General features: G+C 70.2%; 14 protein-coding genes and 5 pseudogenes. 3 read left to right on the top strand and 16 right to left on the bottom strand.

The window, feature by feature from the left end:
• The 7 genes and pseudogenes from BN4348_RS34770 to BN4348_RS34740 all read right to left on the bottom strand — a co-directional run.
• Positions 1-434 (bottom strand): alpha-hydroxy-acid oxidizing protein (locus BN4348_RS34770; RefSeq protein ID WP_211145679.1); only part of this gene is annotated, 434 nt, incomplete at its 3' end.
• Between the two features lie 3 nt (positions 435-437).
• Positions 438-1,286, bottom strand: coding sequence for a siderophore-interacting protein (locus BN4348_RS34765; protein WP_066909497.1), 849 nt, complete (start codon positions 1,284-1,286; stop codon positions 438-440).
• Positions 1,287-1,318: 32 nt separating this feature from the next.
• Positions 1,319-1,837, bottom strand: a pseudogene (locus tag BN4348_RS34760) (DNA-processing protein DprA); the annotation flags it as partial.
• A 3-nt stretch (positions 1,838-1,840) separates the two neighbouring features.
• Positions 1,841-3,071: pseudogene (locus BN4348_RS34755) on the bottom strand (YifB family Mg chelatase-like AAA ATPase); the annotation flags it as partial.
• Entirely contained in the window at positions 3,071-3,448 is a 378-nt protein-coding gene (locus BN4348_RS34750; RefSeq protein ID WP_066909494.1) for a YraN family protein, read from the bottom strand. The pseudogene BN4348_RS34755 and the gene BN4348_RS34750, both read right to left, overlap by 1 nt.
• A 104-nt stretch (positions 3,449-3,552) precedes the next feature.
• Positions 3,553-4,374, bottom strand: coding sequence for a formate dehydrogenase accessory sulfurtransferase FdhD (gene fdhD, locus BN4348_RS34745; protein ID WP_066909491.1), 822 nt, complete (start codon positions 4,372-4,374; stop codon positions 3,553-3,555).
• 21 nt (positions 4,375-4,395) lie between these two features.
• Positions 4,396-5,376, bottom strand: coding sequence for an NAD-dependent epimerase/dehydratase family protein (locus BN4348_RS34740; protein ID WP_066909488.1), 981 nt, complete (start codon positions 5,374-5,376; stop codon positions 4,396-4,398).
• Between the two features lie 201 nt (positions 5,377-5,577).
• Here BN4348_RS34740 and BN4348_RS34735 point away from each other — a divergent pair, with 201 nt between their 5' ends.
• Complete coding sequence (locus BN4348_RS34735) at positions 5,578-6,348, top strand: GAF and ANTAR domain-containing protein (RefSeq protein ID WP_066909485.1); 771 nt, start codon at positions 5,578-5,580, stop codon at positions 6,346-6,348.
• A gap of 10 nt (positions 6,349-6,358) precedes the next feature.
• Here the strand turns inward: BN4348_RS34735 and BN4348_RS34730 are convergent, their stop codons facing one another.
• From BN4348_RS34730 to rplS, 4 genes and pseudogenes are all read right to left on the bottom strand, one after another.
• A complete protein-coding gene (locus BN4348_RS34730; protein WP_007171389.1) occupies positions 6,359-6,664 on the bottom strand; it encodes a DUF2469 domain-containing protein in 306 nt (101 codons plus the stop codon).
• 15 nt (positions 6,665-6,679) lie between these two features.
• Positions 6,680-7,448: pseudogene (locus BN4348_RS34725) on the bottom strand (ribonuclease HII).
• A gap of 2 nt (positions 7,449-7,450) precedes the next feature.
• The gene (gene lepB / locus BN4348_RS34720) at positions 7,451-8,302 is read right to left on the bottom strand and encodes a signal peptidase I (protein WP_066909478.1); all 852 of its coding nucleotides are present in this window, start codon (positions 8,300-8,302) and stop codon (positions 7,451-7,453) included.
• 48 nt (positions 8,303-8,350) lie between these two features.
• Positions 8,351-8,692, bottom strand: a complete 342-nt coding sequence (gene rplS / locus BN4348_RS34715) for a 50S ribosomal protein L19 (protein ID WP_066909475.1) — start codon at positions 8,690-8,692, stop codon at positions 8,351-8,353.
• Between the two features lie 301 nt (positions 8,693-8,993).
• Between rplS and BN4348_RS34710 the strand changes: the two genes are divergently transcribed.
• Positions 8,994-9,950 (top strand): serine hydrolase, encoded by a 957-nt coding sequence (locus BN4348_RS34710; protein ID WP_066909472.1) that lies wholly within the window; start codon positions 8,994-8,996, stop codon positions 9,948-9,950.
• A gap of 24 nt (positions 9,951-9,974) precedes the next feature.
• Here the strand turns inward: BN4348_RS34710 and trmD are convergent, their stop codons facing one another.
• From trmD to BN4348_RS34685, 5 genes and pseudogenes are all read right to left on the bottom strand, one after another.
• Positions 9,975-10,664, bottom strand: a complete 690-nt coding sequence (gene trmD, locus BN4348_RS34705; RefSeq protein ID WP_066909469.1) for a tRNA (guanosine(37)-N1)-methyltransferase TrmD — start codon at positions 10,662-10,664, stop codon at positions 9,975-9,977.
• On the bottom strand, positions 10,661-11,182 hold the full coding sequence (gene rimM, locus BN4348_RS34700; RefSeq protein ID WP_066909466.1) for a ribosome maturation factor RimM: 522 nt from the start codon (positions 11,180-11,182) through the stop codon (positions 10,661-10,663). The genes trmD and rimM overlap by 4 nt, the downstream gene beginning before the upstream one ends.
• A 24-nt stretch (positions 11,183-11,206) precedes the next feature.
• Positions 11,207-11,356: pseudogene (locus BN4348_RS60705) on the bottom strand (KH domain-containing protein); the annotation flags it as partial.
• Positions 11,355-11,597: pseudogene (rpsP, locus tag BN4348_RS60700) on the bottom strand (30S ribosomal protein S16); the annotation flags it as partial. The pseudogenes rpsP and BN4348_RS60705, both read right to left, overlap by 2 nt.
• A 160-nt stretch (positions 11,598-11,757) precedes the next feature.
• Positions 11,758-12,177 (bottom strand): nuclear transport factor 2 family protein, encoded by a 420-nt coding sequence (locus BN4348_RS34685; RefSeq protein WP_066909460.1) that lies wholly within the window; start codon positions 12,175-12,177, stop codon positions 11,758-11,760.
• A gap of 170 nt (positions 12,178-12,347) precedes the next feature.
• Between BN4348_RS34685 and BN4348_RS34680 the strand changes: the two genes are divergently transcribed.
• Positions 12,348-12,605: a hypothetical protein gene (locus BN4348_RS34680; RefSeq protein WP_066909457.1), complete on the top strand. Its 258-nt coding sequence runs from the start codon at positions 12,348-12,350 to the stop codon at positions 12,603-12,605.
• Positions 12,606-12,693 lie beyond the last annotated feature (88 nt).

Below are 12,693 nucleotides of genomic sequence, written 5' to 3'. Positions count from 1 at the left end.
GCGACCAGGGCGGCGGCGACGGGTGCCATCGGGTCGACCGTCAGGGGGGAGGGCACCAGCGGGACGCCGGTGCGCGCGGCCGCGCGCGCGGTGGCCAGGTCGCCGTGGCCGTCCTGGGCGCAGAGGCCGATGACACCGATGGGGGCCATGAAGACCGGCGACGGCAGGGTCATGCCGAACAGCTCGACGGACAGGTCGCGTTGGGCGGCGCCGACGAACATGCGCGGGATCAGGCCCCACCCCTCGAAGGCCGTGCAGTTGGCCCGCTGCGTGCGTTCGTCGCCGGCCCCGCCCGCGACGTAGGACCAAACCGAGGGCGGCAGCGCGGTGGCGGCCTTGGCCTCCAGTTCCGCGAAGGCCATCGGCAGCGGCGGCACCACTCCGGCCAGGCCCTGCAGGTAGATCTCGTTCTGGTAGTCCCCGAAGTGCGCCATGGGTTAAGCGCCCGCCTCCGCCTCGGCCAGTTCCCTCTTCCACTGCCGGAACGTTTCCTCGGTGCGGCCGCGCCGCCAGTAGCCCGAGATCGACGATGCCCATTTCGCGTCCACGCCACGCTCTTTGCGGATGTAGGGACGCAGGTTGTGCATGACGGTTTGCGCCTCGCCGTGGATGAACACGTGCACCTGCCCGGGCAGCCAGGGGGCGGCGGTGACCGCCTCGATGAGCGGCGCGAAATCCCCGGCGCGGTCCTCGGGCACCAGGTCGGCGCGGCCACCGCGATAGACCCAGCTCACCTCGACGTTGTCCGGCGCGGTCAGCGGGATCTCGTCCTCGGGGCCGGCAACCTCGAGGAAAGCCTTGCCGACGGCGTTGGGGGGCAACGCTTCCAGCGCCACGGCGATGGCCGGAAGCGCCGACTCGTCGCCGGCCAGCAGGTGCCAGTCGGCGGCCGGATCGGGGGTGTAGGCGCCGCCGGGACCCATCAGATAGATCGGCTGACCGGGTTGGGCCGCCGCCGCCCAGGCGCCCGCGATGCCGTGCTCGCCGTGCACCACGATGTCCACGGTCAGCTCGCGCGCCCCGACGTCGACGCCGCGGACGGTCATGGTCCGCACCGAAGGCCTCTTCTCCGGCGGCAGCCCGTTGAAGCTGTCCAGGGTCAACGGCTGCGGCAGCCCGGCCACGTCGACGTCCTCGGCCACGAATGCCAGCTTGACGTAGGAGTCGGTGAATTTGCTGGGCGTGAAGGTGTCGAAATGACTGCTGCCGAGCACCACCCGAACCATGTTCCGGGTGAGTTGCTCGGTGCGGACCACTTCGAAGCTTTGCAGAGGTCGACCCGCCACTTGTCCTCCTGTCCAGACCCGACCCCCGTCGACTATACGAGCCGCGCCGTTGACAGACGGGCCGCGCGGGCGCGGACGATCCGCCACCGCCCGTCCTGGCGCTGCGCCAACCCGGCCAGCTCGAGGATGGCCAGCGGCCCGAGCACCTGCTGCGGCGGCAGCGCCGATGCGACGGCGATCTCGTCGACGGTGGCGGCGCCGCGGCCGGGCAACGCCTCGTACACCCGGCGCTCGGCATCGCCCAGGCCGTCGAGCGCCGTGCTGGGGCGCGATTGTTCGGGTGCCAGCTCACCGATGCGCCCGACCAGCTCGACGACGTCGTCGGCGCGGGTGACCAGCTGCGCGCCGTTGCGCAGCAGCGCGTGACAGCCCGCCGAGGCCGACGACGTCACGGGCCCGGGCACCGCGGCCACCACCCGGCCCAAAGCCCGTGCCCACGCCGCGGTGTTCGCGGCGCCGCTGCGCAGGCCCGCTTCGACCACCACCGCCGCCCCGGCGGCCGCGGCGACCAGGCGGTTGCGGGTCAGAAACCGGTGCCGGGCCGGACGGATACNCCCGCCGGCGCACCTGCGCCGTCGACTCGCCGTCGGTGACCGAGATGGCGCCGGCGCGCACCGCGTTCATCTGCACCCGCAGGTCGACGCGGTCCATCAGGGGCCCGGACAGCTTGCCCAGGTAGCGGCGCTTGGCCGGCGCGGCGCAGACGCAGTCCCGCGGATCGGCCGGCGCGCATGGGCACGGGTTGGCGGCCAGCACCAGCTGGAAGCGGGCCGGGTAACAGGCCACCCCGTCGCGGCGGGCGAGGCGAATCTCCCCGTCTTCCAACGGGGTTCGCAGGGCTTCCAGCGCACGAACGCTGATCTCGGCGCATTCGTCGAGGAACAGCACGCCGCGATGGGCCCGGCTGACAGCGCCGGGGCGCGCCATCCCGGAGCCGCCGCCGATGAGCGCCGCGACGCTGGAACTGTGGTGCGGCGCCACGAACGGCGCCCTGGTGATCAGCGGCGTGTCGGCCGTCAGCAGCCCGGCCACCGAGTGAATCGCGGTGACCTCCAGGGCCTCACTTTCGGACAGCGGCGGCAGCAATCCCGGAAGGCGTTGCGCCAGCATCGTTTTGCCCACGCCGGGCGGGCCGGTCAGCATGAGGTGATGGGCCCCGGCGGCGGCGACCTCCACGGCGAACCGCGCCTGCGCCTGCCCGATCACGTCGGCCAGATCCGCCGCCGGCTCGGGGTCGGTGCCCGCTGCGCCGATCCTGTGGTCGAGGCCGCCGGAGCCGCCGAGCCAGCGCCGCAGCTGGCGCAGGGTGCGCACGCCCCAGACGTCGATCCCGTCGACCAGGCTGGCCTCGGCCAGGTTGTCCGTCGGGACGACGACGGCCGGCCAGCCTTCGCGCTTGGCGGCGAGCACGGCCGGCAGCACCCCGCGCACCGGGCGCACCCGGCCGTCCAGCGACAGCTCGCCGAGCAGCACCGTCTTCTCCAGTCGCTCCCACCCGTGCTTGCGCTGCGCCGAGAGCACGGCGGCGGCCAAGGCGATGTCGTAGACCGATCCCATCTTCGGCAGCGTCGCGGGCGACAGCGCCAGCGTGAGCCGGGCCTGAGGCCAGCTGTTGCAGCAGTTGGTGACCGCCGCCCGGACCCGGTCGCGCGACTCCTGCAGGGCGGCGTCGGGCAGCCCGACCAGGTGCACGCCGGGCAGCCCGGAGGCGATGTCGGCCTCGATCTCCACGATCGCCCCGTCCAGCCCGCGCACCGCGACCGAGAACGCCCGCCCCAGCGCCATCAGCCGACCCCACGCAGGTGGGTGAGCTCCGGGGTGCGCCGGCGGCCGATCCGCACGCCGATCACGTCGATGCGCAGCGCCGCCCCCCGCGCGTCCTGGCCGGCCAGCCAAAGCCCGGCCAGCCGGCGCAGCCGCCAGACCTTGCGCGGGGTCACCGCGTGCGCCAGGCCTCCGTAGCCGTCCCCGGTGCGGGTCTTCACCTCGACGAAGACGAGGGTGCGGGTGGCCTCGTCGGCGGCGATCACGTCCAGCTCGCCGTAGCGGCAGCGCCAGTTGCGGCCCAGGATCCGCAGCCCCAGCCGGGTCAGGTGATCCACGGCGAGCGCCTCGCCCATCGCGCCCAGCTGGGCCCGGGTCATGCCCTGTTCGGTCGTCATGGGCGCCAAGGTGCCCGGTGATCCCGACACGGCGAGCCGCCGTCGGGGCCGAACGGCGACGCAAACGACCGGTTATCCCCAGTCGGGCGCCCATCCACAGCCGGTTACGTGACGCGGTCGGCCCGGGTGTAGACGTTCATCGAGTCCTCCCGCAGGAAGGCCACCAGCGTCAGGCCGGCGTCCTCGGCCAGCGAGACGGCCAGCGACGACGGCGCCGACACCGCGGCCAGCACGGGGATGCCCGCCATCACGGCCTTTTGCGTCAGCTCGAACGATGCGCGCCCGCTCACCAGCAGCACCGAGGCCGAAAGCGGCACGCGCTCGTGTTCCAGCGCCCAGCCGACGACCTTGTCGACCGCGTTGTGCCGGCCGATGTCCTCACGGACCACCAGCGCCGCGCCGTCGACGCCGAACAGGGCCGCGGCGTGCAGCCCACCGGTACTGTCGAAAACCTTTTGCGCGGAACGAAGTTGGTCGGGCATGGCCCGCAGCGTGGTGACCGCGACGGTCGCCGGATCCGCGCCGGGCGAGAAGCGGCCCGTCAGCCGCACCGCCTCCAGCGACGCCTTGCCGCACACCCCGCACGACGAGGTGGTGTAGAAGTTCCGGGTGACGTCCAGCCCGGGCGGTTCGACCCCGGGCGCCAGGGTCACGTCCACCACGTTGTAAGTGTTGGTCCCGTCGTCGCCGCGGCCGCCGCAGTAGCGGATGGCCAGCACGTCGTCGCGGCCGCCGATGACCCCCTCGGTGAGCAGAAATCCTTGCGCCAGTTCGAAATCCGAGCCGGGGGTGCGCATCGTCACCGTGACCGGCGCGCCGTTGACGCGGATCTCCAGCGGCTCCTCGACCGCCAGGGTCTCGGGTCGGGTGACGGCCCGATCGGCGGTGAGATGATGCGCGCGTCGACGCGCCGTCACATGGCTCACGGGCGCCGGAACCTCATGCGATCAAACTACATTGGCCAGCGCCGCCAGCGTCTCCTGCGCCGAGTGGACCGGACGCCAGCCCAGCTGAGTCCTCGCCTTGGTGGTGTCCATCACCACCGATGTCCGCGCGACGTGCAGCCATTCCAGCATGGACGGGACGAATGGCACCCGCGAAATCGCAGCGGACGCCGCCGAGGCGGCCGCCGCGGGCACCCGTACCGGCCGGCCGCCCAGCGCCTGGGCCACCTCGGAAACCGTCACCACGCCGTCGCCGGCGATGTTGTATGCCCCGGGCGGCGCCGGGGCCGTCGCCGCCAACGCGATCGCTTCGGCGACGTCGTCGTGGTGGACCAACTGCAGCGGGAACCCCGGATCGGGCACCACCGGCTTCAGCATCGGGGCCACCTTGGAAATGGCGCGCATCGGTCCGGGCAGCTGATTCCACGGCATCGCGTCGGCCAGCGCGGTCGCCTTAGGCCCGGCGACGATGCACGGCCGCAGGACGAACACCTCGAGCGACGAGCCCTTGGTGATGTCGGCCAGCAGCGCCTCACACGCCGCCTTCTGCGCCGAGTAGTAGTGCTCGGCGGACCCCCGGGTGGGCACGTCCTCGGTGATCGGGACCGGGTTGTCGGAGTGATAGCCGTACGCCGCCACCGACGAGGTGTACACCAGGCGGCGCGGCCGCTCGGCGGCGACCGTCGCCTCGAACACGTTTCGGGTGCCCTGCAGGTTGATGCGTGAGCTCTCGTCGCGGGAGCCCATGATGATGAACGCCAGGTGGACCACCACGTCGGCCTGTGCCACCAGGTCGTCGACCGCCTCGCGGTCGAGAATGTCGCCCCGCTGGTAGACGGTCTTTTGCCAGCCGCACGAGACCGGGTCAAACGGCCGTCGCGCCATCCCGATGATGGTTTCCACCGCGGGCTCACGCTCGAGCGCCGTCACCGCCGAGATGCCGATCTCCCCGGTCGGCCCGGTCACCGCCACGGTCAGCCCCATTTGACACAACCTTCCCTCCCGCGACGCTGCGAAACCGCGAGTGACCAAAGTCGCACGTCGTACTCTCGACCGGGGAGCGTGAGCAGCCACGCCCGCCTATTTGCCTGGCAACTGGCCGTACAGCGTGTGGGGCCCGGGTGGGCGACCGATAATCTACGGCGATTGCGGGTCCACCCGGCACCGCAGGAATGGGGACACGACGTGGCAGACGACGCGCATGCCGTCGCGGACGGTCCGACACCGGGCGGGGAGAAGGCCGACCCGACGACCGTCTTCGCCGCCCTCGCCGAGATCATCTATCAGGGCTCGGACGCCGCCCAGATGTACGCGGCCATCTGCATCGCCGCCACGCTGACCGTCCGCGGCTGTGACCACGCCAGCCTGCTGGTGCGTGAGGGCGACCGCTACGTGACGGTCGGGGCGAGCGACCGGATCGCACACCACATCGACGAGCTGGAGCGGCGCGCCGGAGACGGCCCGTGCATCGACGCCATCGAGGAAGAGACGCCCCAGATCGACCCGGACCTGACGACGCCGTCGCTGTGGCCCAAGCTGGCCTCCGTCCTGGTGGCGGAAACCCCGGTGCGCGGCGCCATGGGCTTCCGGCTGCTGGTCGAGAAGCGCAAAGGGGCGGCGCTGAACCTGTTCAGCGACACACCCAAGCTGTTCGACGCCGAGTCCGCGGGCCGGGCGGCCGTGCTGGCGGCGTTCGCCAGCGTGGCCATCAACGCGGTCGCCAAGGGCGAAGACGCCTCGAGCCTGCGGCGGGGGCTGCTGAGCAACCGCGAGATCGGCAAGGCCGTCGGCATGCTGATGCTGCTGCACGACATGACCGAGGATCAGGCGTTCGACCTGCTGCGGCGCCACTCGCAGGCGTTGAACATCAAGCTGGCCGACGTGGCACGCGCCGTCATCGAAGCCCGCGGTCAGCTGCCGTCCGACGGCGAAACGAAGCTCCCGCCGGACGGCTAGACGCTCGGCGCTACTCGGGGAGCCGCAGCTCGGGCTTTTCGACCTCTTCGATGTTGACGTCCTTGAAGGTGACCACCCGCACCTGCTTGACGAAGCGGGCCGGCCGGTACATGTCCCACACCCAGGCGTCGGACAGTCGCAGCTCGAAATACACCTCGCCGTCGGCGTTGCGCGGCACCATCTCCACGCTGTTAGCCAGATAGAAGCGTCGCTCGGTTTCCACGACGTAACTGAACTGGCCGACGATGTCCTTGTATTCGCGGTAGAGCGACAGCTCCATCTCGGTTTCGTACTTTTCGAGATCTTCCGCGCTCATCTGCCACTCATCTGCTCAGACGCCTCCGTCGCCGGGAACCTGGTCCCATCTTTCCTCACCGCTACGCTTCGTGGTCGGCCGGAGGGTCCGGTTTGCACTCCGCCACCACAGCGGGGCCCGACCCGTCTGGCCCTAGAGCCACGCGCCGGACGTTGATGAACGAATAGCGGTGCTCGGCGCAGGGCCCCAGCCGGGTCAGCGCCATCGAGTGCGCCGGGGTGCTGTAGCCCTTGTGGTCGGCGAAGCCGTAGCCCGGGTGGTCGGCGTCCATGGCGACCATCAGCCGGTCCCGGCTGACCTTCGCCAGCACGCTGGCCGCGGCGATGCAGGCGGCCGCGGCGTCCCCCCCGATCACCGGCAGCGACGGCATCGGCAGCCCGGGCACGCGGAAGCCGTCGCTGAGCACATACCCCGGACGCACGGACAGGCCGGCCACCGCGCGCCGCATCCCCTCGATGTTGGCCACATGCACCCCGCGCCGGTCGACCTCGACCGAAGGGATGAACACCACGTGGTAGGCCAACGCGTAGCGGCGGATGAGGGGGAACAACTTCTCCCGCACCTTCTCCGTAAGCTTCTTCGAATCATCAAGGGCGGCAAGGCTTTCCAATCTCCCCGGCCCGAGCACGCAGGCCGCCACCACCAGCGGGCCCGCGCAGGCGCCGCGGCCCACCTCGTCCACCCCGGCCACCGGCCCCAGGCCGCTGCGGTACAGCGCCGACTCCAGGGTGCGCATCCCCGATGACTTGCGGATCACCGTCCGCGGCGGCCACGTGGTGGCCACGGCTACTGACCCTGTTGGGGATTCACCGATCCGACCCCGCCCCAGCGCGACGGCGGCCACACGATGAATCTCGCCTTGCCGATGACGTTGGACACCGGCACCGTTCCCGAATTCGGGTCACCGGTGCACAGGATGCCCTTGAGGGCCTCGGCCGGGACGCTGGTGCAGTGGGCCCGCGAGTCCGCCGAGTGCGTCCGGTTGTCGCCCATCACCCACAGCCGTCCCTGCGGGACGGCGACCGGCCCGAACTCGCTGCCCAGGCACGGGTACTTCGCCGGGTCGGCCATCATGGTGTTCGGATCCAGGTACGGCTCCTTGAGGGGCTTGCCGTCGACCGTCAGCCCGGTGTCGGCCCGGCACTGCACGGTCTGTCCCCCGACCGCGATGACGCGCTTCACCAGGTCGTTTTCGTCGGGGGGCACGAAACCGATGAACGAGAGCCCATCCTGCACCCAGCGCAGGGCGGTGTTGTTCGAGCGGATCGACTTGTACCCGGCGTTCCACGACGGCGGGCCCTTGAAGACGATCACATCGCCGGGCCGCGGTTGACCGAACCGGTAGGTCAGCTTGTCGACCATGATCCGGTCGCCGACGCACCCGGTGCAGCCGTGCAGCGTGGGCTCCATGGATTCCGACGGAATCAGGTACGGGCGGGCGATGAACGTCAGCATGACGTAATAGAGCACTATCGCGATCACCGCGAGGGTCGCGAGTTCGCGCAGCGTGGACTTCTTCTTGGGCTCCGGCTCGACCGCGTCGGGCGGCTCGGACACGTCGGGATCGCGGGTGGAGACCTTCGGCTCCGGTTGGCCGGCGTCGGACTGGGGCTCAGATGGGTCCGGGTTGTCGGTCACGGGATCAGCGTAGCCAGCATGGTTCGTGGCCTGGTCAACCGCGTCCGGTCAGCGCTTTTCCTTGATCTTGGCCTTCTTGCCGCGAAGTTCGCGCAGGTAGTACAGCTTCGCGCGGCGCACGTCGCCGCGGGTCACCACCTCGAGGTGGTCGATGTTCGGCGAGTGCACCGGGAAGGTCCGCTCGACGCCGACGCCATAGCTCTCCTTGCGCACGGTGAACGTCTCGCGGATGCCCCCGCCCTGCCGGCGGATCACCACGCCCTTGAACACCTGGATACGCTCCTTGGCGCCCTCGATGACCTTGACGTGCACGTTGATGGTGTCGCCCGGGCTGAAGGCCGGGATGTCGTCGCGCAGCGACGCCTGGTCGACGAAGTCCAGCCTGTTCATCGTACGAAGACACTTCCTTGCGGTCGCGGCTTGCGACGCCTGCCCACACGCCGGGTGTCGGGCGGTCACAAGCCGATGGGTTTCGGGCTTTCTGCGTATCTCGCAGCGGCCGGGAAGCGGCCCGGCCCGCTGACGGGATCGAGACAACTGAGCAATTGTGCCAGATGGCGCGCGTGCATTGAAAATCACATGTAAACGTCGCGGTTCATAGGCAGCCGAAGTCGCTGGTGAGTGCTACACATGACTCGGGCCAACACGCGCTGATCGACCCGTTTGCGCCCCAGGAACCTAGGAGACCCGCATGCGCCCCCGCCCGCTCACCGTGCTCGCCGCCGTGGCGGCGGTGACGCTGGTGCTGGCCGGGTGCGACGAGGCGCTGCTGGACCGCCAAAGCCAACCGAAGGTGTCGGGCACCCCGGAAACCAGCGCGCCCGTGCGCCAGCCCCTCAAGCAGCCCGAGACGGTTCAGCTGCTGCTGGGCGCCGTCCCGATGCACGGGCCACCGCAGACGCTGTCCGGAACGGTTTTCGGCGGCCTGCCGGCGCGAATTCAGCAGGCCATCGACGAGGCCGCCGCCGCCGGGGCCACTCTGTCGGTGGCCGTGCTCGATCGCAAGACCCATGAGCTGGTCTCCAACGGCAACGGCCAGGTCATCGGCACCGCCTCGGTGGCCAAACTGTTCATCGCCGACGACCTGCTGCTGGCCGAGTCCCAGGGCAGGACCACCCTGTCCCCGGAGGACCGCCAGGCCCTGGATGCGATGCTGCAGTCCTCCGACGACGGCGCGGCCGAGAAGTTCTGGGGTCAGGGCGGCGGCGCCGCGATCATCAGCCAGGTCGCGACCCGCTACGGCCTGTCATCCACCACCCCGCCCAGCGACGGGCGCTGGTGGAACACGATGAGCTCGCTGACCGACCTGGTCCGCTACTACGACATGCTGCTCGACGGGTCGGGCGGGCTGCCCGCCGAGCGGGGCACGATCATCGTCGACGACCTGGCCCAGTCCACCCCCACCGGGATCGACGGCTACCCCCAGCGGTTCGGCATTCCGGAGGGGCTGTTCGCCGAACCGGTGGCGGTCAAGCAGGGCTGGATGTGCTGCATCGGCAGCGACTGGATGCACCTGTCGACCGGCGTCATCGGCGCGGACCACCGCTACGTCATGGTGGTCCAGTCGCTGCAGACCTCCGACGACGCCACCGCGCGACAGACCATCACCCAGGCCGTCAAGACGATCTTCCCCAGCGGCAAGATCTGACGCATCGCGGCCTACGGCTCAGGCCTACTCGCCCAACAGGTCGGGGCGGCGTTCCCGCGTGCGCCGCAGCGAAACCTCGCGCCGCCAGGCCGCGATTCGCGCGTGATCGCCGGACAACAGGACCTCGGGGACGTCGAGGCCCCGCCAGCTCGGCGGCCGCGTGTAGCTGGGCCCCTCCAGCAGCCGGTCCAGGGCCGGCGAGTGCGAATCCTCGTGCAGCGACGCGGGATTGCCCAGGACGCCGCTGAGCAGCCGTAGCACGGCCTCGATCATCACCAGGGCCGCGGACTCCCCGCCGGGCAGCACGTAGTCACCGATCGACACCTCCTCGACCCGCATCCGTCGGGCGGCGTCATCGATGACCCGCTGGTCGATGCCCTCGTACCGCCCGCAGGCGAACACCAGGTGCCGCTCGGCGCTCCAGCGCTGCGCGGTCGCCTGCGTGAACAGGGCGCCGGCGGGGGTGGGCACGACCAGAAGTGTTTCGCCGGAACATATTTCGTCCAGCGCCTCCCCCCACACCGGCGCCTTCATCACCATCCCGGGGCCGCCGCCGTAGGGCGCGTCGTCCACCGCGTGGTGCACGTCGTAGGTCCACCGCCGCAGGTCGTGCACGTGCAGATTCACCAGACCCGACGCAATCGCCTTGCCGGGCAACGATTGCCGCAGCGGCTCGAGATAGGCCGGGAAGATGGTGACGACGTCGATCCTCATGCCAGGTCCAGCAGGCCCTCGGGGGGATCGATCTCGACGCTGCGGTCCTCCAGCGACACCGACGTGACGATCGCGCCGACGAACGGAACCAACACCTCGCCGCCGTCGCCGCGCCGCACCGCCAGCAGCTCACCCGCCGCGGTGTGCAGCACCTCGGCGACGACACCGACGTCGCGGCCCGTCGTGGTGCGGACGCTCAGGCCCTCGAGCTGGTGGTCGTAGTAGGTGTCCGGCTCGTCGATCGGCGGCAGCTCCGCCGAGTCCACCACGAACAAGGCGCCCCGCAGCGCGTCGGCGGCGTCGCGGTCGTCCACCCCGGCCAATCGCACCAGCAGCCGCGCGCCGTGCTCGCGCACCTGGTCGACGACGAAGCTGGCTTCCTCACCGCTCCGAGAATTCTTGGCGCGCAGCGTATTACCCGCAGCAAAGCGGGCGGCGGGATCGTCGGTGCGGACCTCCACGACAAGCTCGCCGCTGATGCCGTGCGCCTTGACCACGCGCCCGACCGTCAACTCCAAGGGAGTTCCCTCCGCAGCGCTCCGCTACTGGTCGGTGTCCACCACGTCGACGCGGATACCGCGGCCACCGATCCCGGCGACCAGTGTGCGCAACGCCGTCGCGGTGCGTCCGCCGCGACCGATCACCTTGCCGAGGTCGTCGGGGTGGACGTGCACCTCGACGGTGCGCNTTCTGCCAGTCACCGGTGATCTTCAGCAGCTTCAGGACGGGCTCGGTCGGCTGGGCGCCCACCGAAAGCCAGTACTGGGCGCGTTCGGAGTTGATCTCGATGAGGCTCGGCTCTTCCTTGGGGTGGTAGCGGCCGATGACCTCGATCGAGCGGCCGTCGCGGCGGGTGCGCGCGTCGGCGACGGCGATGCGGTACTGGGGATTGCGGATCTTTCCAAGCCGGGTGAGCTTGATCTTCACAGCCATGGTTAAGCGATGTCTCCTGTGGTGTCACGCTGCAATTCGGCGATTCGGGCGGGATGCCCGGATCCGGTTTTGCCTCGCGTGTGTGACCACCGGGCGGCCGTAACCGCGCGGCGGACAGCCGCCCATTGTGCCAGAACGGGGCGGTCAGCCGGAAATTCGCCTACATCACCTTCTGGAAGGTCTTGGTCTCCACGCGCCGCGTCATCCGCCAGCCGTCGGGGGTGCGGACGAACTCGTCGTCGTACCACAGGCCGCAGAACAGGATCTGGTCCTTGTCGCCGCCGAGCACCATCGGGTTGAAGCAGATCACCCGCGATGACGCCTTATCCCCGTCGATGTTCACCGAGAAGTTGCCGAGCATGTGCGCATAGACCGGGAAGTTCGGCAGCACCTCCGACAGCCATTTCTTGACCTCGGGATAGCGCCCCTCGATGCCCCCGAGGGCCGTGTAGTCGATGTACGCGTCCTCGGTGAAGACCTTGTCCAGATCGTCGAATCGGCGGTTGTCGATGGCGGTGGAGTAGTCCACCAGCAGCTGCTGGATCTCAAGGCGGTCGGATATTTCGGCCAGGCTCAACATGCATCGATTCAACACCGCCGCCGATCCGAGGTTGGGATCGGTAGCCGTGCGGGCGGTGTCCACTTGCTTCAAGAAAGCCAGCAACGAAGGAGCCCGACATGAGCCGGACGCGGCGATTTTCCCGTTTTCGCAGGACAGCGGCGCCGACACGGGCGAATAATTCCGCGGGTATGAAGGCAATGATCGCGGGATTAGCAACCGCGTTGCTGATGTTCGGCGGCGCGGGGCTGGCCGCGCCGTCTGCCCAGGCGGACCCGTGTCCGGCCGGCAAGTCCTGCCAGCACTGGTGCCCCGGCGACGTCCTCCCGGCGGGCCGGCCGGTCCCGTGGGACGGCAACGTCTGCCACGACTACTTTTGGGACTACTACGGCGTGCACGACATCGGCGACGGGGCGAACTACTCCTGGCGCGACATGCCCTGGCACTGACGCCTTAGCCGGGCTGGCCCGGCTGGCCACCGGTGCCGTCGCCGGATGGGCCGGTGCCGCCGCTTCCCCCGGGGCCACCGTGCCCGGC

This window comes from Mycobacterium interjectum (genome assembly GCF_900078675.2).
GTDB lineage: Bacteria > Actinomycetota > Actinomycetes > Mycobacteriales > Mycobacteriaceae > Mycobacterium > Mycobacterium interjectum.
This window is presented reverse-complemented; position numbering and strand designations above follow the sequence as displayed.